Annotated in this window: 18 protein-coding genes; 1 reads left to right on the forward strand and 17 read right to left on the reverse strand. The window is 35.1% G+C overall.

The window, feature by feature from the left end:
* Positions 1 to 186: 186 nt before the first annotated feature.
* The 14 genes from HND39_02480 to HND39_02545 form a co-directional block, all read right to left on the reverse strand.
* Positions 187 to 966: a DUF3108 domain-containing protein gene (locus HND39_02480; protein ID QKJ97855.1), complete on the reverse strand. Its 780-nt coding sequence runs from the start codon at positions 964 to 966 to the stop codon at positions 187 to 189.
* A gap of 34 nt (positions 967 to 1,000) precedes the next feature.
* The gene (locus HND39_02485) at positions 1,001 to 2,032 is read right to left on the reverse strand and encodes a glycosyltransferase family 9 protein (protein QKJ95224.1); all 1,032 of its coding nucleotides are present in this window, start codon (positions 2,030 to 2,032) and stop codon (positions 1,001 to 1,003) included.
* The gene (locus tag HND39_02490) at positions 2,029 to 2,643 is read right to left on the reverse strand and encodes a DNA-3-methyladenine glycosylase (protein ID QKJ95225.1); all 615 of its coding nucleotides are present in this window, start codon (positions 2,641 to 2,643) and stop codon (positions 2,029 to 2,031) included. Before HND39_02490 ends, HND39_02485 begins: the two co-directional genes overlap by 4 nt.
* A gap of 35 nt (positions 2,644 to 2,678) precedes the next feature.
* A complete protein-coding gene (locus HND39_02495; protein QKJ95226.1) occupies positions 2,679 to 3,341 on the reverse strand; it encodes a tetratricopeptide repeat protein in 663 nt (220 codons plus the stop codon).
* Between the two features lie 13 nt (positions 3,342 to 3,354).
* Positions 3,355 to 4,815: a glycosyltransferase gene (locus HND39_02500; GenBank protein QKJ95227.1), complete on the reverse strand. Its 1,461-nt coding sequence runs from the start codon at positions 4,813 to 4,815 to the stop codon at positions 3,355 to 3,357.
* 15 nt (positions 4,816 to 4,830) lie between these two features.
* On the reverse strand, positions 4,831 to 5,370 hold the full coding sequence (locus tag HND39_02505; protein ID QKJ95228.1) for a hypothetical protein: 540 nt from the start codon (positions 5,368 to 5,370) through the stop codon (positions 4,831 to 4,833).
* Between the two features lie 2 nt (positions 5,371 to 5,372).
* Positions 5,373 to 6,482 carry a sigma-54-dependent Fis family transcriptional regulator gene (locus HND39_02510; GenBank protein QKJ95229.1) on the reverse strand — a complete coding sequence of 370 codons (1,110 nt, stop codon included), beginning with the start codon at positions 6,480 to 6,482 and terminating at the stop codon, positions 5,373 to 5,375.
* A gap of 254 nt (positions 6,483 to 6,736) precedes the next feature.
* A complete protein-coding gene (locus tag HND39_02515) occupies positions 6,737 to 7,357 on the reverse strand; it encodes a ribonuclease Z (protein ID QKJ95230.1) in 621 nt (206 codons plus the stop codon).
* A 1-nt stretch (position 7,358) separates the two neighbouring features.
* Positions 7,359 to 8,108 carry a tetratricopeptide repeat protein gene (locus HND39_02520; protein ID QKJ95231.1) on the reverse strand — a complete coding sequence of 250 codons (750 nt, stop codon included), beginning with the start codon at positions 8,106 to 8,108 and terminating at the stop codon, positions 7,359 to 7,361.
* Between the two features lie 39 nt (positions 8,109 to 8,147).
* Positions 8,148 to 9,509 (reverse strand): tRNA (N6-isopentenyl adenosine(37)-C2)-methylthiotransferase MiaB, encoded by a 1,362-nt coding sequence (miaB, locus tag HND39_02525; GenBank protein ID QKJ95232.1) that lies wholly within the window; start codon positions 9,507 to 9,509, stop codon positions 8,148 to 8,150.
* Positions 9,510 to 9,593: 84 nt separating this feature from the next.
* Complete coding sequence (locus HND39_02530) at positions 9,594 to 9,749, reverse strand: hypothetical protein (GenBank protein ID QKJ95233.1); 156 nt, start codon at positions 9,747 to 9,749, stop codon at positions 9,594 to 9,596.
* 262 nt (positions 9,750 to 10,011) lie between these two features.
* Positions 10,012 to 11,304 (reverse strand): T9SS type A sorting domain-containing protein, encoded by a 1,293-nt coding sequence (locus tag HND39_02535; protein QKJ95234.1) that lies wholly within the window; start codon positions 11,302 to 11,304, stop codon positions 10,012 to 10,014.
* A gap of 139 nt (positions 11,305 to 11,443) precedes the next feature.
* Complete coding sequence (locus tag HND39_02540) at positions 11,444 to 12,691, reverse strand: T9SS type A sorting domain-containing protein (protein QKJ95235.1); 1,248 nt, start codon at positions 12,689 to 12,691, stop codon at positions 11,444 to 11,446.
* Between the two features lie 167 nt (positions 12,692 to 12,858).
* Complete coding sequence (locus HND39_02545) at positions 12,859 to 15,777, reverse strand: T9SS type A sorting domain-containing protein (protein ID QKJ95236.1); 2,919 nt, start codon at positions 15,775 to 15,777, stop codon at positions 12,859 to 12,861.
* A gap of 191 nt (positions 15,778 to 15,968) precedes the next feature.
* Between HND39_02545 and HND39_02550 the strand changes: the two genes are divergently transcribed.
* Entirely contained in the window at positions 15,969 to 16,898 is a 930-nt protein-coding gene (locus HND39_02550) for a TIGR01777 family protein (GenBank protein QKJ95237.1), read from the forward strand.
* A 31-nt stretch (positions 16,899 to 16,929) separates the two neighbouring features.
* Here HND39_02550 and HND39_02555 read toward each other — a convergent pair whose 3' ends face one another.
* The 3 genes from HND39_02555 to HND39_02565 are packed head-to-tail and all read right to left on the reverse strand — an operon-like array spanning position 16,930 to position 19,109.
* Entirely contained in the window at positions 16,930 to 17,490 is a 561-nt protein-coding gene (locus HND39_02555; protein QKJ95238.1) for a hypothetical protein, read from the reverse strand.
* Positions 17,487 to 17,723 (reverse strand): hypothetical protein, encoded by a 237-nt coding sequence (locus tag HND39_02560; GenBank protein QKJ95239.1) that lies wholly within the window; start codon positions 17,721 to 17,723, stop codon positions 17,487 to 17,489. Before HND39_02560 ends, HND39_02555 begins: the two co-directional genes overlap by 4 nt.
* 57 nt (positions 17,724 to 17,780) lie before the next feature.
* Entirely contained in the window at positions 17,781 to 19,109 is a 1,329-nt protein-coding gene (locus tag HND39_02565; protein QKJ95240.1) for an adenosylhomocysteinase, read from the reverse strand.
* Positions 19,110 to 19,153 lie beyond the last annotated feature (44 nt).

The raw sequence follows: 19,153 nt of genomic DNA on the forward strand, positions 1-19,153 counted from the left end.
TTATAAATTCTCCAATAAAATCTAATTATAATTAGCAATTTTGCCCGAAAGATCAAAACATAAGAAGCAATATTTGTTAACTATTAAAAAACAATTCAAAACTCATTAATAATTTCAATACATACTTACCTCTGTAAATAAAAAAGGGAGACAAAGCTCCCTTTATTAAAAATTAAATAGGATCGTTTAACGCTTTGAAGTTAATTTCCCGGCAAGCCCTTCATACTTCGTCAATTTTGCTTCAACATATCCAACAACAATTTTAGTTCTTACTTTCACCGGCATTTTTAATTCATCATCGGTAAGCCAGATAATAATATTTCCTTCGTGCTTGAATAAGCCACCTTCTTTAACTAATGGTTCAACGATAATACAATCAAATTTCCCAGCAGGTACATCAATTGTTTCCTTACCATGATATTTTACGTCAAGATCATATACTTTATCTTTATAAAAATTCTGCAAATGAATTAAATCATTCGCTTTCATGCCGGAATAATCAATTGTTCTGGCATAATAGAAAGCTGACATCATATCATTCACATATTTCGGAATTTCATATTCGCCCTCACTTGTTTTAGCTATTCCTTTCCGTTGATCAAAGAATGCAGAAAAATCTCTTGTATATCCGCCTTCCCTTATATGCTGCTCAAATCTCCATGGAAACAATCCATCAACATCAATATACGTTTCATATCGATCTCTTACTTTGTAAAACATATCAAAGCTTGGAACTGAGTTTACTTCAAATACAACGTGGTAAGTTTCTCTTCCGGATATTTTTTTAATTCTCGGAATTTCCATTACTGCAATTCCGGCTGTTACAAAACCATAATTCAAATCAAAAGTGAGTTTCTCTCCCTCTTTAAACGCCTTGTTTTCAACAGTTCTGAATTCCTCTTTAGTTGAGGAAGATTGAGGAAGTGTAACACCAACACAAAAACTTAGGAACAAAATAAAATACATCCATTTGCTGAAATACATTTATGATCTCCGTTAATTACTTAATTTTCAATACGCGTCTAGTTTCGTCAAATACTTTGCCAATATCAATGCTATTCATGCAATCGAGTTTTGCACACTGTTTACGGGTACAATTGACGCAATCAATTGTTGGGACAAATATTGTCCTGTTTACTGTATAAGGACCCCACCTGTTTTGTGAACAGGCTGCAATCTTTGGAAAAAATCCTAATACAAAAACATCGTACGCAGCAGCTATGTGCATCGGTCCTGTTGAATTTGAAATAAACAGATTTGATTTTTTTATCAGTGCTTTTAATAGATTCAGATCAAGTTGTCCGGCAAAATTTTTTACTGAATCACTAACCTCAAATTCTTTACAAAGCTCTATTTCATTTTTACTGCCTGTGATTATAATTGTCACTTCATCGAGTGAACTGATCAGCTTAGTTAGCTGAATTAATTTCTCTTTTGGAAGATCAACCGAACTGCCTCCGCTTCCGGGATGAATAATTACAATTTTATTACCTGGCTTATAACCTTTTTCAAGTAATAAAGAATCTATCTCGTGAAGACTGTTTTCACTTGCCGTTAAATTGAATTTTATTTCATCTGCTGTGTTAGCTGTTTCAATTCCGATTTGCCCGAGTAAATTTATATTGTATTCAAGTTCATGCTTGTCACCATATTTACGATGTTCATAAACTTTTTTATTGAATAAAAATGAGTACCACCTGTATCCGGTTCCAATTCGATTTTTTATTCCGGCAAGAAACATTATCAAAGCAATCTTCAGAGTGGGATTTATAACTATACAAGTATCAAATTTTTCAGATTTTATTTTTTGAAGATTGTTTGTAAAGAGAATTTCATCATTTGATTCTTCAGCAATAATTACTTTATCAATAAACTGATTGCCTTCAAGCAGAGCAACAGTATATTCACGAATTAGATAGGATACTTCACTCTGTGGATATTTTTTCTTCACCAGTTCAGCCATCGGCAATGATAAAACAACATCGCCAATCCTGTCAGTTCTCACCAATAATATTTTTTGTGGTGGTTTCATTTTCGTGAAAGGAAGGGATTATTTATAATGAAAAATCTCCATGGCAGATTAACCGATCTTGTAATACCAATTCGTTTTGAAATGCCAACTTTATCAGCCGCAATCTTTTTATTTCCCAGCAGAAATATTTTCCCGCCGGTAAGTTCAGTTCCCAGATGACTTTTATTAATTCCGAATGCTGCACATACTTTACCCGGACCGTTTGTCAGATTAAAAATTTCTTTTTCATTTTTCAAATTTCTTCCAAACCGGTTTTTAATCATTTTTTCGACACCAGCTAAAGGCTCAATCGCACGAATCAGAACTGCGGTACCGTGACCTTTCTTGCCGGTTACGATATTACAACAAAAATGAGAGCCATAAGTAAAATAAACATATAAACAGCCACCTGCTTCAAACATTATTTCATTTCTTTTTGTTTTTCCATGGTATGTGTGAGCAGCCTGATCAAAATCGCCATGATACGCTTCAACTTCCACAATTTTTCCCGCAAGTATTCCGTTCTTATCTTTTTTTACAAAAATCTTCCCTAATAAATCTTTCGCCACAATTAGTACATCTCTGCGATAAAAATTCTTACTTAATTTTTTTGCTGATAATAAATCTGTCATCAAATTTCTGATTTAGAAAAACGGAGAGGTATTTTTCACATCTGCTGTGATTTTATTTCACTGATTTTTGCTTCGTAATAACTTTTTCTTTCAGGAAAACGTTTAATTAGCATTTCATAAACTTTAATTGCTTCAAGTTTCTGTCCCTGCGAAAGGTATATGTTTGCAAAAGTTTCAGTTGCCAGTTTACTTTTATCAGGTGAGTAATCACTGACTATGGGAGCTGAAAAGGAAGTATCTTCTTTACGATCTGTATTTCTATTCATCAATTCATCAGCAATTTCAGAAAGTCTGTCATCAACTGAATCTGAATCTTTGTTTTCAATCTCTTCGACATAATCATCATTCTGATTAATAAAAATGCTTCCGCGCGAAGTATCAAAAGGTGAAACAGGTTTACCGGTAAGTCTGTACTCCGATCTGTAATATTCATAAGTCTGTTGATTATCTAATTGCTCAGCCGATTTTTTAAAATAGAAATCTGCTTTCTGAAAGTCACCGAATCTTATAAAAACTTTTGCGAGCATAATAAATGCAAGTGGATGTTCAGGAAATGTTTTCAATCCGTTTTCAAGAATTGAGAAAGCAGTTTGTGGTTCACCATTTTGAAGATAATAATCGGCAGTTCTCAGAAAGAGAGGAGAGTTGTTATCCCGTTCATAAATTAATTTAGCTCTTGCCGGTAATTTATCATCCACAGTTCACACACAATTAATGAGCAGCATTTTTTGCAAAAGCATGCTTTATTGAAGTTATAGATACGAAAGAGAAACCAATGAAAAATAAAAGCTGGAAAGGAAGACTTGCTATCTCCATAAAATATATACTTGATACTACACCGATTAAGCAGTAAAACGCCAGGATTAATTCAACAATAACTGCAAAACCAATTTTATTTTTTGAATATTTTTTCCCAACCCAGGTATCTTTTTCAGAAACCAGTTTGAATTTTGGTGTTCTTACGAATTCACTTTTCCGGTTAAGTAATCCCTCAAAAACAGCACGGGAATTATTGAGTGCAAAGCCCATACTTCCAGCCATAAAAATCGGGAAGAGTACGATTCTTTTTCGCCAATCAGGGTGAATATCTTTTTGTGAATATAAATAAAACATAAATGAGCTGATGAATGCTAGAACAAAGATTGACATAAATGCAAAATAGACTTCGTGTCCGCCGCTGTTCTTTACAAAAATGAGAGGAACATTCAATATTGCTGCGAGCAGAATAAAAGGAAATACAATGTTATTTGTAAGATGGAATGTGCTGTAAAGTTTTATTCTCAACGGGACATCAGAATTCCAAACAAGCGGGAGAATTTTTTTTGCTGTTTCGATTGCGCCTTTTGTCCATCTGAATTGCTGGGATTTCAGAGCGTTGATTTCCTGCGGCAGTTCGGCAGGTGAAGTGAAGTCTTTCAGAAAGACAAACTTCCATCCATTCAACTGTGCACGGTAACTTAAATCGAGGTCCTCGGTTAATGTATCAGCATGCCAGTTACCAGCATCTTCGATACAAGATTTTCTCCAAACACCGCCCGTTCCATTAAAGTTGATGAAGAATCCTGCTTTATTACGGACGGTTTGCTCAATAACAAAATGTCCATCCAATGCCAGAGCCTGTGCTCTTGTTATTAGTGAATGATCTCCGTTCAAATGTTCCCAGCGTGTTTGAACCATTCCGACTTTTTCATCAGCAAAGAATTTTAAAGTTTTTTTAAGAAAATCCGGATAAGGAATAAAATCAGCATCGAATATCGCAACGTATTCACCGTGTGTTATTTTTAATCCTTCTTTAAGTGCACCGGCTTTAAAACCTTCGCGGTTAGTTCTCCTGATATGTTGAATATTAAATCCTTCTTTTTTCTTTGCTTCGACTGCTTTCGCAACTACATCAATTGTCTCGTCAGTCGAATCATCAAGCACCTGGATTTCGAGTTTATCTTTTGGATATTCGATTTCGCAAACTTTATCAATTAATCTTTCAATAACATAAAGCTCATTGTAAAGCGGGAGTTGAATTGTTACTAATGGTGTCTCATCAAAATCTTTTCCGGGATTGAAACTAACATCTTTATATTTGCGATGATAGTAAAGCAGAACGAAACCATGCAGTCCAAATATGAAAAGAATTGAAAGTGAAACGAAATATCCGATTAAAACAATGTTATCCATAATTTTTTTCCTTTATTACCAGCCAGACACTACAGCCAGTAAAATATCTTCTGAAATTTTATCGACAGCAATTGCTACTGCATTTTCCCGTTCGTTTGTTGCTTCTCCCGGGACATAATCACCGTGGTTTGTAAATGTTGATTCAAAAATAGTTTTTCTCTGAATCAAATCTTTGTAAACGACTTTAACTATTATTGTTAACCGTCTTGATGCAATTTCTTCACCAGCGCTAACAATTGCCGGTGCATCCGTAACAGAGGTAATTACACATTCAAGTGTTGCGTTTGCCGTTGATCTTTCTGTTACCTGGAGTGAATTGTCACTTATAAATTTTTGAATTAAATCATCTGTCAGGAGTTCTCTTAGTCCCGGAATAGCCGCAGGACTTTTATCTTCTGCTATCGGTATTGCAATCGTCTTTAAATGAGCAGGAACTGAAGCACCAGTAAAAGAATAAGAACCGCATCCAAAATTAATTACAGCACTTATCCCGAACAATAGACTAAAAACTAATATTCTTAAAATACCATTAATTTTCTCATTAAATCGCTTCATTTTCATTCTTCCAACAAATCATATTGTTTAATTTTTCTGTAGAGAGTTCGTTCACTGATATTCAGCAATCTTGAAGCTTTTCTTTTGTTACCACGGGTTTTATCGAGTGCGGCTTTTATTGTGTCTCGCTCGATAATATCGAGCGCAAAAAGATTCTTTTTAGGTTCTTCAGTTTTTACTGTCTGTTCCCTGCTTGTGTTGATTACGAGATCTTTTAGTTCAATTAAATCTTTTTTTATCTCAAATAGTGCTCTGTATAAAAGTTCTCTATCTGCGTCTTCAGGTGATTTCCTGAGAAATACAGGTAAATGCCGCATAGAACTATTTTCATCTTTCGTTACCAGCAAATCTGAAAAAGAATTAACATCCAGTAAACCATTTCTATTCAAAGTTAGAGCTGTTTCAATTGTATTTTTTAATTCTCTGACATTTCCCGGCCAATTGTACTCAATCAGCAAATCCATAGCCTCATCCGAAATTTTTGGTGCTGTTAATTTGTTAGCTTTCGCATAATGTTCAAGAAAATGGTTAGCGAGCAATTCTATATCACCTTTTCGTTTTCTAAGCGGAGGGATATTTAGACTGACAGCTTTCAGTCTGAAATACAGATCCTCTCTGAATTTTCTGCTGTTGACCTCTTGCTGCAAATCTTTATTAGTCGCAGCAATAATTCTTACATCTACTTTAGTGACAGTCTCTGCACCAATTCGCATAAACTCTTTAAACTCAATTGCTCTTAAAACTTTAACCTGAGTAGTTAAAGGCATCTCAGCAATTTCATCGAGAAACAATGTGCCGCCATCAGCAATTTCGAAATAACCTTTTCTTCCTTCAAACGCTCCTGTGAAGGCACCTTTCTTATGACCAAATAATTCGCTTTCAAGGATTCCTTCCGGTATCGCACCACAATTGACACTAATTAACTCCTGACCAGCTCTCTTACTTGAATTATGAATTGCTTTTGCAAATACTTCTTTACCAACTCCGCTTTCGCCATAAATTAATACGGTAATATCAGATGATGAGACCTGCATAACAACATCAACAAGGTCGTCTATCTCACCGGACTGGCTTATAATTCCATGTTTTATTTTGAATTCTTCTCTATTCACGATTAAATTATTTGAGTTGAGTGACAATCTGTCGCAGGAACAAAAATAAACATTACGACTTTGAATTGAAATGGAGTTTTTATGGGATATTACTTTTGAAATTATTCAGATTTCAACGATTTGTAAATCCTGAGCTAATTTTATTTTATCCTGGAATGGTTTGGGAAGGCTTGCCAAAATTTCACTTATGTTATGAGAGTCTTCATCTGAATAATGAGTCAGATAGATTCTGAAGGAAGAATTCTGATATTCATCTATATAGAATTGATTGAAATATGATTTGCTTCAGTAATTAAAATATCTGGAGTGATATCCTGAAATAGTAAAAGATCTTTTTCTGAACCGATATCAGAAGTATAGACAATCTGTTTATTTACAACTCTGAACAAGAAGCTTCCACTAAAGAGACTCAAAACCGGATAGATCGACTTGTAATTTTCCAGTTTGCTTAAGTGTGAATTTTTTCTTCCGATAAAAGAGAATTTTTCTGAGATTTTAATTTCCTCATTTTCTTTGAATGTGACGTATCGAATTTCAAAATTTGCTCGATCAGGAAGAATATATGAGTTGAGTAAAAGATTTTGAACGACACTTTTCAGACTTTCATGTATAAAAATTTGGAGAGGCTTTTTTCTCTCATTCAATTTCATCTGGATAATTAAACCCGGTAAACCTGCAAAGTGATCAGGATGAAGGTGAGTCAGCAGAATTCCATTAACAGAATCATACTCCGTGTTATTTTTTAATAAGGCAAGTGATACACCCTCCCCGGCATCGACTAACAGATTATAATCATTAAAAGAAAAAAGAAGTGATGAATGGAAGCGATTGGCAGAAGTTTTACCAGTGCTTGTTCCGAGGAAAATAATTTTCAATTTATTTTCCGGGTGCCGCTACGATTGTACCGTTAATTTGATAACGTGAACTCAAAACCTGTAAAAAACTTTCAGCATCTTCACGTTTTTCAAATTTTCCTGCATATACAATATGAAAGCTTGTTCCACCAACAACCTTTTCATCTATCCGGCTGAAGATACCTGCTGATTCGAATTCTCCGCTTAATTTTTTTGCGTTATCCAGATTTGTAAATGCACCTGCCTGAATAGTGAAATTGTAATCATCTTCAATATTAGTTTTTGGTTCTTCAACCTTTGTCTCAACTTTTGTATCAATTTTCGTTTCAATTTTAGTTTCTTCAGATTTTCCAATAGATGAAATATTTTGTTCAGCAACCTGAATGTACGGAGAAGAAGGATATGATGTTTTTAACTGCTTTAATTTTTCCTGAGCGGTTTCATATAGACCCAGAGCATAATAGTAAGAAAATATTCTGTAGAGCGAAGCATCGGCATATTTACTCTTTGGATGATTATCTACTAAATCCTGATAGATAACGATCGCTTCCTGTCCATTTTCCTTCAATACTGCATCAAGAAACATAACTGATGGATCGTTTGGATTTTTTTCTTTCAATTCCAAAAGAGCATCTTTTGCACTTACCAGATCACCATTTTCAATTGCTTTGAGATAAGGGACAATATCCGCATCCTGCGAATAAATATTTGAAGCAAATGATATAATCTTGACGATCAGAATAAGGAGAAAATTTATTTTAAGATTTTTCATTTTCTTACCGCCATTTGAAAGAGATGTTGAATAAAGTTTTTACCCGGTTAAAGATAAGTTTTCTTCAACTAAATTTGCGAAACCAGAAAAATCACCAAAGAGAGTGGCAGAAGTTGCTTTGTTGATTTTAGCTTTCACATAATTCCCGACTCTTATTTTATTGTCAGCGGGAATTATCACTACTTTATTTGTATCTGATCTGCCTGATAAAAACTTATCAGATTTCCTGCTGAAACCTTCAATTAAAACAACTTCTTCTTTTCCTATTAATTCCTGGTTCAGTTCAAATGATATTTGCTGTTGAAGATTAATTATTTCCTGTAATCGTTTTGATTTTGTTTCTTCTGAAACATCATCATTCATTCTGAAAGCTTTCGTCCCTTCGCGGGGAGAATATTTAAACATAAATGCACCATCAAATCTCACCATCCTCATTACATCTAAAGTCATAATATGATCTTCATAAGTTTCTGTAGGGAAACCCGTGATTATATCTGTGGAAAAACTTACGCCTGGAATAATCTTCCTTGCTCTTTCGACTAATTGAAGATAGTGTTCGATTGTATAAGTTCGATTCATTAGTTCAAGTATTCTGTTTGAACCTGACTGAACAGGCAGATGAATGTAATTACAGATATTTGAATGAGATGATATTGTATATAATAATTTATCGGAAAGATCCTGAGGGTGTGAAGTTGTAAATCTAATTCTGATTGAATTATCAACCTGTGCACAGGCTGCAAGAAGATCAGCAAAATCTCCGGCTTCAGCAGATTCTTCATCTTTATATGAATCAACATTTTGACCAAGCAAAGTAATTTCCCTGAATCCTCTGTCTGACAATTGTTTTATTTCATCTGCAACAGAATTTAATGAACGGCTTCGTTCCCGTCCACGGGTAAACGGAACAACACAAAATGTGCAGAACTTATCACAACCGCGCATAACTGAAATCCAGGCTTGCAATCCATCTTCCCTGTGAGGAATTATATCATCATAAGTTTCTGTTTTGGATAGCTTGACGCCAATTCCTTTATCGCCGTTGAAAGCAACATCAATTAATTCAGGTAATCTTCTATACTCGTCGGGACCAACTACAACATCAACAATTTTCTTTTTCTCAACAAGGTCTGTGCGTAATCGCTCAGCCATACAACCCAATACACCAACAATTAATCCGGGTTTGTTGTCTTTTATAGTTTTAAAATTCCCGAGTCTTCCATAAATCCTTTGTTCTGCATTATCCCTGATGCTGCAAGTGTTAACAAGAATCACATCAGCTTCATCAGAATTTTTAGTGTGGCTGTAACCATTATTCTGCAAAATACCAAGCACTATTTCGGTATCCGCAAGATTCATCTGGCAGCCATAAGTTTCGATATATACTTTATTTTTATTCATATTATGATGAAGAAGAAGGACAAATATAAAATATTACCGTCTGCGGTTCAATCTAATTTAAAGTAAAATATGTGGAGATTGAGATCAGTTTGTTGAGAGAGCGTAAAGAATGATATTAAGTATCAAAAATCCGATTGTTCCATAAATTACATTGAATAGAATTTTCTTAATTTTATGATCACGATGGATATTACGCTCAAGTTTAGTTTTTCCGTTGGTCTTTACAAATCCGAATAGCATTTACTTCTTGTATTATTGTTTATCATTATAAAAATAATCAAAATAATTTTCACTTTCAGTAACAATCTGTGTGCCCCTATTATCTTCATAAGCATCAGTTGATAGATAGCTGAATTCAAACGTTCGAAATAAAATGAAATTTCTCAAGCACAGATTTACATGCTAATATTTACTGCTTTGAAAATATTTTAATTAAAAACCCCTCACGAGTATCCACTTTTTTGTCAGCAGATGGAGGGGTTTAAATTTGAAAGTATAAATCTTATTTAAGCAAAGTCATTTTTCTGACTTCGTTGAACATACCTGCTTCTAAACGATAGAAATAAATTCCACTGTTTAGTTGAGTTGCATCAAAATTAATTGTGTGTGAACCAGCTTCCATATTCTGATTTACCAATGTGCTAACTTCCTGTCCGAGTGCATTGAACACTTTCAAAGATACATTTGAACTTTGTGGAATTGAGAACTTAATAGTAGTATTTGGATTAAATGGATTCGGATAATTCTGAGAAAGCTCAAATTGTGCTGGTGAAGTAACTTCAACATTAACTTCATTTGAATAAGCAAATGATCCATTAAAGTCAATCTGCTTTAATCTGTAAGTATAACTTCCTGCAAGAAGATTTGCATCAACAAACCTGTAAGTTTTTGCTTCGGTGGTTGTTCCATAACCAGGAACAAAACCAACTGCCGCAAATTCAGTTCCTGAACTTGATCTTTGAATTTCAAAACCTGAGTTGTTTAATTCAGTTGCCGTTGACCAGTTTAGGAATACATCACCACCAACGGATGATGCAGCAAAAGAAGTCAACTCAACAGGTACAAGATCTTCCCATTGAGTAGATAATCTGATACCGTCAATCACAACAGAGTACGATTGTCCGCCTTGTCGTAATCCGATAGCATCAATAACATCCTGACCATTTGTTGAAGTATTAGTTACTTCTGGCGTACCAGCGAGAACTTCACTTTGTGGAACTCCGGAAGTTATTACCCAGAGTTTGCATTCATCTGCACCACCGGTATTAATTGTATATTTTACGAAGATGAGATAAGTTGTATTGTAGCTGAAATCAGTCGTACCCATTGTTTGGGTTGATGTGTTACTCATCCCAAATCTAAGATTTCCGGAAACATCCTGAACAAAAACTCGTGCAGCAAAGAGTGTAAAAACAGTTGGTGAAACTCTGTTACCGATGTGAATAAAATAATCCTGCGTCGCACTTGCAGAAGCAACATTAGCTAAAAAGGAATAATATATTACATCACCGTTATTGGCAAGTGAGTCGAAGCCTACGTTATCATCTTCCCGCGAACCAGATCCACCATTTATTGAGACCTGATTTCCTATCCCGGAAGATGGATAACCTGTATAATTTATACTAGCTGCTTCGACGAAAATTGGTGAACCGGCACCACTATGTTTAGTCCAGCCATGCCCGGTTATTGAATCACCTACAGCATAATTAAAATCTTCAACCAGCAACTGCCCGAATGAAAAACTGAATGGAAATATTAACAATACAAAAACAACAAGTAAATATGATTTTTTCATATTTGCCCTCCGATTAGAATTTATGAATAAATAAATAATTACAACTGGATTGTTGACTGAAAAATAAATGAAAAAAAAGAGAATGAAAAGTTTTATCTATTCATTCTCTATTATTTTTTTAACGATTTAGAAATAATGATTATTTGGCAAGAATCATCTTGCGCGATTGTATTATTCCATTGGTTTCAAACTTGTAGAGGTACACACCACTGTTCAAATCTGATGCGTTGAAATTAACTGTATGAATGCCAGCTTCCAGGAAGCCATTCACAAGCTGCATAATTTGTTCACCAAGCAAGTTATAAATTGATAATCTCACATCCCCGGAATGTGTGAAATTAAATCTGATAGTAGTTGATGGATTAAAAGGATTCGGATAATTCTGTTCGAGAACAATTTCAGCCGGAATTATTCCTGCATCAACTTCAATAACTTTTGAATATTCAGACTGTCCGTCAGTATCAATTTGCTTTAAGCGATAATAAAGAGTACGAGTAAGAGTAAGATTGTCAGTAAATGTATAATCCTTTGGTGAATTTGAATTGCCATTTCCTTCAACAAAACCGATCTTCTCCCATTTGTCATTCTGAGTCCTGCTTTTTGCGGGATAAACTCCGCGAAGAATCTCAAATCCATAATTATTAACTTCGGTTTCAGTTCGCCAGTTTAGTTTTACAGAATTTTCTAAAACGATCGCTGTGAAGGAAGAAAGTTCGACGGGGAGGTTAGTTTCATCAATTGAAAAATCATCTATAGCCAAGCCATCATCAGCACCAGTCGCATTAAAATCTATCCATCTGATCCAAAATGTTGCTCCATTTGCAATACTCAAACCAGTAATTGTTTGGGTAATAGTTGTCCTGTTAGCCGATGCATTCCCATCAAGCGATCCAACCGTACCTGTACTGTTCGGTGCAATAAAATCTAAGCCATCCACGTCCGTCCACGTCCCTGTAGATAAACTCGTTGCATCTAAGCTATACTGAAAATCCAATCTATCATTTCTACCTGTTGCACCTAATCTCCATTGTTCACCTGTATAAGAAATTGGTAATTGTGTAATTGTAAAACCAGTATTATTTATAAAACTTGCTCCAATTGTAGGTATTAATGTACCTGATTGGAGTCCACCAAAAGCTCTATCGGTAGCAGATGTCGCACCAAAGCTATATGTATCTCCAGCGTTGCCAGAACCAGTTCCAGCCGTGTATATTCCATTAGCATTGGTACCGCTTTCAGAAAAAGCCCATCCTGTTGGAACTGTGGAGGAAGTACCTGTGCTTGTTAAAGTATTAAAATCTTCTGAATAAGTGTTAACTCCATCAAGTGAAACCTGGGCAATAGTTAAACTGTAAGTGAATAGTAACATTGATAAAACTTTTTTCATAATACCGTCGCAGGAATTTTGGTTGAGATTAAAGTTTATTTATCTGGTTTTAAACGTAAAGAAAAATTTTAAAAGATGCCATAAATTTTGTGTTAAATAACTGCAAAGAAATAAAAAATCCCCGCCGAAGCAGGGATTCATTAATAATTCTAAATTTCAAATTGTTATTATTTCAAAAGGAGCATTTTTCTAGTCTCAAATTTTTGTTCCGTTCTAAAAGTATAGAAGTAAATTCCACTCGAATAGTTCTCCGCATTAAATACTGCTTCATAAATCTTCCCACCATCTGCAATTCCAGTAAATATCGTCTCCACTTCATTCCCTAATAAATCAATTACTTTTAGCTCTGCTTTTTGTGTTTCTGCGACAGCAAATTTAATAGTGGTAATTGGATTGAACGGATTGGGATAATTCTGCTCAAGCACAAATCCATTTGGAATATTTCCTGCATCAACTTCAATTACTTTTGAATATTCAAACTGCCCGTCAGTATCAATCTGTTTTAGCCGATATGCATAACTGCCATACTTTATCACTTCATCCATATAGGAATATTCTTTAGGTGAGTTACTGTTTCCACTTCCTTCAACAAACCCAATCTTTATCCACACGGTGTCATACTTTGCGGAGCGAAGAATCTCGAAACCATAATTATTAACTTCGGTTTCTGTTTGCCATTTTAATTGAATGTCTCCACTCTTCAAAACTTTTGCGGTGAAGGATGTGAGTTCGACGGGGAGAGGATTATCAATATTTAATTCATATACTCCTCTACCGTGAGTTGCTGCTCTAAGGTATCTAGTACCACCATTACTGTAAAAGCTAAAATCAAGTACAGGTACAAATGGCATTCCATTGCTTAATTTTATCCAGTTTGTACCTCCATTGGTTGTCCAGTAAACGCCAAAATCATTTCCAGCATATAAATGGTTAGTATTTGCAGGGTCTATAAATAAATCACTAACAGGAACTGACGGCAAGTTACCACTGACATTGGTCCAGTTTGTACCAAAGTTGGTCGTTTTAATAACCTGCCCACCAATGTATGATGCTCTTGTCATGTAAAATATATTAGCGTTCACTGGATCGGCAATTACTCGTTGGATATTAGTCCCAGTAAATCCGGCAGCAGTTACATTCGATGTTATGTCTGTCCATGTTACACCTTCATCAGATGATCGGTGTATGGCTGGTGCGATAGTATAGTCACTAGATACCGCAATCATATTATTAGTTGATATCGGTGATTGAGCAACTGAGGTAACATGGTAACCACTTATTAAACCTGAAATCATTGACCAGGTTCCTGATGCGCCTGAAGAATTTGATCGCCGAATTTGGCCATTGATCGCAGCAAAAATACGAGTAGAAATGGTAGGATGTTGCCAATATGGAGCCAACCAAGCTGCGCTCCCAACATAATCAACGTTTTGCCAACTTACACCAGCATTGGTGCTCCTTAATAAGTTTCCATACTGAGTACTCATAAAAATAAAATTCGAGTTGCTATAATCAACAAAACACTCCATACCATCACCGCTTGTTTCAAAAATCCAATCACTTGCACCTTTATTTGCAGTGCTGAAATTTCCGTTATCCTGTGCCCCTCCAAATAGTATAGAAGAATTAGTTGGATGAGATGCTACTCTGTAAAATTGTATTGTATTAATATTGTTATTAACGTTGAACCAGGTTGCACCAGCATCAGTAGATTTAAAAATACCGCCATCACATCCCAGGTAAACTATATTACCATTCGACGGAGCAAATTGTATTTTATGTATATCAACGTGAGAATAACAATCCCAAGCCGTTGTACCTCCCTGAAAACCGGATGGATTCCGAACGAATGAAATATTTGAACCATTAGTTGTTCTGCTAAGTTCTACATTACCAAAACAAGCAACATTAGCATTTGTTGGATGAACAGATAGACATAGGTCGTATGATCCCTGGTCATTAACTGATGATCCATCATAGCTACCTGAAATATTAACTCCTGAGGAAATCTGAGACCAATTTACTCCTCCATTTGTGGATTTGAATGCTGCTGTAGTCCGTCCACCGGGTAAAGCAGAATCGTTATAAATAAGCAAATATATGATTAGAGGTGAGGAAGCAGATAATTCAAATTGCATTCTACCAATCGAAGTTGCTGAAGGAAGACCTGTATTACTTTGAATCCAGTTTACTCCACCATCAGTAGAACGATAAAACCCACTCGAAGAAGATTGATCTCCACAGGCAGCATAAGCTAACAGGCTACTTGATGGATGAAAAGCAACATCAAAAGCATCTTGAACATTTAAAGTTCTTGTCCAGGTAGTACCTGCATCAGAACTTCTCCAAACACCCTCATTATTTGGAAAAGCATTATTCCAATTACCTGACCCAAGTGATGCCAAAATAACATTTGAATTGCCTGGATTTACTTCAATATCTGAGAATTGAGTTTGAGTTCCGAATCCATTTGTAATATGAGTCCAATTATCTCCACCATCTATTGTTTTGTAAAGTCCATTTCCTTCGTATGTAACATTATTATAAAACCATATAGCTTCACCGGTACCGGCATAAACTACATTAGGATTATTAGGGTCGATTGCAATACCACCAAAAGTTAATCTGCTTAAACTACCACTTTTATCCAACCAGGTTGTGCCACCATTACTAGTTTTCCAAATTCCTCCCGCAGCAGCACCAAGATATGCAGTGTTTGGATCTGTTGGATGAACATCAAGTCCGCGTACTCTTCCGCTTACTTTTCCCCAATAAGGAACAAAGCTTGACGTCATGTCAATTGCATTCGGACCTAGATTCGTCCATAAATCTGAGGTGCCACTTATTTTATTAAGTTCCAAATTATTTTCTGCAATTTTTTGTTCTTCAATTGCTATCTGGTGATCAACATGTTCTTTTGGGAATATACCGTTTTCATCAGTTCTTGGACGATAAAACCATTCGTATCTCTTAAATGATTTTTTCTCTCTTATTTTCTCCGGCACTTGGTCCCAAACAGATTTATATTGACCATAAGTAGATGTTAATAATAGTAGAATTAGAAATGGTATTATTATTTTCATCATTTTACACCTTATTATTAATTTTTCTTTGATGAATTGAAATTAACATGACTAAAAATTGAATAATTTCATTACTACTTATGATTAAATTATTAATAAAAATCAAACTTTCATCAATAATCTTATAATAATTTACAAGCAAATTTTTTTTAGTTGCATTTTAGTAAATCAACACGATGTCTATTATGAATAAAATGTCAAAAAAAATACTTATCACTGGCGCAACCGGTTCGATCGGTCGAAGATTGGTGCAGGAGTTATCTGCAAGAGGAGATGAAGTAATTGTCTTCACCCGAAATCTGGAAAATGCTCAGATGAAAATAGCTAATGCAAATAAGTATGTCAAGTGGGTTTATGATTGTATGGATGTATGGATGTATGAATTGAACGGTGCGGATGCAGTAGTTCATCTTGCCGGTGCAAATCTTGGTGCAAAAAGATTAACTGCTAATTATAAAAAACTTGCGTACGAGAGTCGGGTGCTCAGTACTAAAAATTTAGTTGAAGCAATCAGACAGACAGAAAAAAAACCAGAAGTGTTTATCTGTGCAAATGCGGTTGGGTATTATGGTAATCGATTTGAAGAAATCCTTGATGAAAATAGTTCAGCAGGAAATGACTTCCTGGCGAAACTTTGTAAAGATTGGGAAAACGAAGCACAAAAAGTTGAACAGTACGGCGTAAGAAGAGTTTCGCTGAGAACCGGTTTGGTTATGATGAAAGATGAAGGTGTAATTAAACAATTACTTCTTCCATTCAAACTTTTTTTTGGTGGACCACTTAGAAACGGCAGACAATGGTTTCCGTGGATTCACATTGATGACATTGTTGGAATCTATATTGAAGCAATTGATAATGAAAACTTATCCGGACCAGTTAATGCTTCATCTCCCGGAATCGTCCGGATGAAAGAATTTGCCAAAACATTTGGGAAAATATTGAAACGACCTTCGCTGTTCCCTATCCCAAAATTTGCAATGAAAATTGTTGCAGGCGAAATTGCTGAGTATGCTGTTATGAGTCAGAGAACAAGTGTAGAAAAAATTTTAAATGCTGGATATAAATTTAGGTTTGAAAATCTGAAGTTGGCTTTGAGGGATTTGCTGATTCAAGGCGTAAAATAATCAATCTATAATAATTTGTGAACTTTATTTCTTATTTCACATCCTGAAGTAATTTATTGAGATTTTTGACTATGTCTTCTCTTTCAAGCTCTTTGAATTTTTCAGCAGTAGAGACTAAATAATTTTTATCGATTGAATTTTTATTTCTAATTAAAAGATTCTCAACATCACCCAGATCAAGATGTCGGCTTGCAAAAAGTTTGTATAGAATTAAATCTTCCAGAGTGCAAATATAAAATTCAGATTCACCGAGTTTTTTTCTTTGTCTTCTGGATATAATTGTATCATCGAAAATTGTTAGACCTGCGATAACATCAATTCTAACATTTGTAATTTTATCTTTCAGCGGTAAGACAAAATTTCTGGAAAAGAAATTCAGAGAATCATCATAAACCGGTTGATATTCTTTGACAAATTTATCATGAATTTCCTTTATTTGTTCTAATTTGCAAAGAACAGTTATGTCAATATCCTTTGTTGTTCTTTGATAGTCATAGCTTATTACAGCTACTCCACCAACAACAGCGTATTTGATAGAAGTGTCTTTACAGAATTCATCTAACTTAAACAATGTTTGTTCGAAACTGTTCACGTTTTAATACCAAATTTTTCTATTAGTTCTTTTCGTAGCTTAACTTTATCCTCAACATATCGCGATTCGAATGGTGAATTATTTTTCAGCCAAATATCATAGATCTCCTGCCAAAATTCTAAAAATTGTCTGGTCTCATCATCAGTAGGTTTATGATAGTTTTCTTCTTCCCACTTACGGTATGCAGCATAATTGGGTCTTGGTTCGAAAAACTTTTTTGAATCTTTGCTCATAATTTCTTTAAAATAAAAAATGCCAGCCTTGACAGGACCGGCATATTGAAATAATTTTCAATACCTGTAATAATCAGGTTTATAAGGTCCTTCAACAGGAACACCAATATATTCTGCCTGATCTGATCTGAGAACATCAAGTTCAGCACCAACTTTGGCAAGATGAAGTCTTGCGACCATTTCATCAAGATGTTTTGGTAATGTATAAACTTTGTTCTCGTATTTTTTATGATGATTCCAAAGTTCGATTTGTGCAAGAACCTGGTTTGAAAATGAATTTGACATTACATAAGACGGATGTCCCATTGCACAGCCGAGGTTTACCAATCTTCCTTCAGCAAGAACGATTATATTTTTTCCATCAATTGTGTACATATCAACCTGGGGTTTGATGTTGTCTTTTGTAGTTCCGAAATTCTTATTCAACCACGCCATATCAATTTCATTATCGAAGTGACCAATGTTACAGACAACTGTTTTATCTTTCATCAGTTTAAATATCTTTTCATTAATTACATTATAGTTTCCTGTTGCTGTTACAATTATATCAGCACGCGGTGCAGCCTTTTCCATTTTTTGAACTTCGTAACCATCCATTGCAGCCTGCAGAGCACAAATCGGATCAATCTCAGTTACGATTACTCTGACTCCGGCTCCTCGAAGTGATTGAGCAGAGCCTTTTCCAACATCGCCATAACCTGCAACAACTGCAACTTTACCTGCCATCATTAAATCTGTTGCTCTTCTTAATGCATCAACTAAAGATTCACGACATCCATACTTATTATCAAATTTTGATTTCGTTACAGAGTCATTAACATTGAATGCAGGAACAGGAAGAGTTCCCTTCTTCTCTCTTTCATACAAGCGATGAACACCTGTTGTTGTTTCTTCGGAAATTCCTTTAATCTCTTTTATCAGTTCAGGATATTTATCAAGAACCACATTTGTCAAATCACCGCCATCATCAAGAATCATATTTAATGGCTTGCGATCCTTTCCGAAGAATAAAGTTTGTTCAATACACCAATCATATTCTTCAAGCGTTTCACCTTTCCATGCGTAAACAGGAATTCCTGCTTTTGCAATTGCAGCGGCAGCATGATCTTGCGTAGAAAAAATATTACACGAAGACCATTGAACTTCAGCACCAAGATCTTTTAAAGTTTCAATCAACACGGCTGTCTGAATTGTCATATGAAGGCAACCGGCAATTCGTGCGCCTTTAAGTGGTTGTTCTTTTTTATATTTTTCTCTGATAGACATTAAACCCGGCATTTCTGCTTCAGCCAGAATAATTTCTTTTCTTCCCCATTCTGCCAGCGAAATATCCTTCACTTTAAACGGAAGAATTTTCACATCATTTTTAATTGCGACGTCACTCATTTTTAACCTTATCTTTTTTTAGTAATAATAAATAGCCAACAAAA

It is taken from the genome of Ignavibacteriota bacterium (genome assembly GCA_013285405.1).
Lineage (GTDB): Bacteria > Bacteroidota > Ignavibacteria > Ignavibacteriales > Ignavibacteriaceae > IGN2.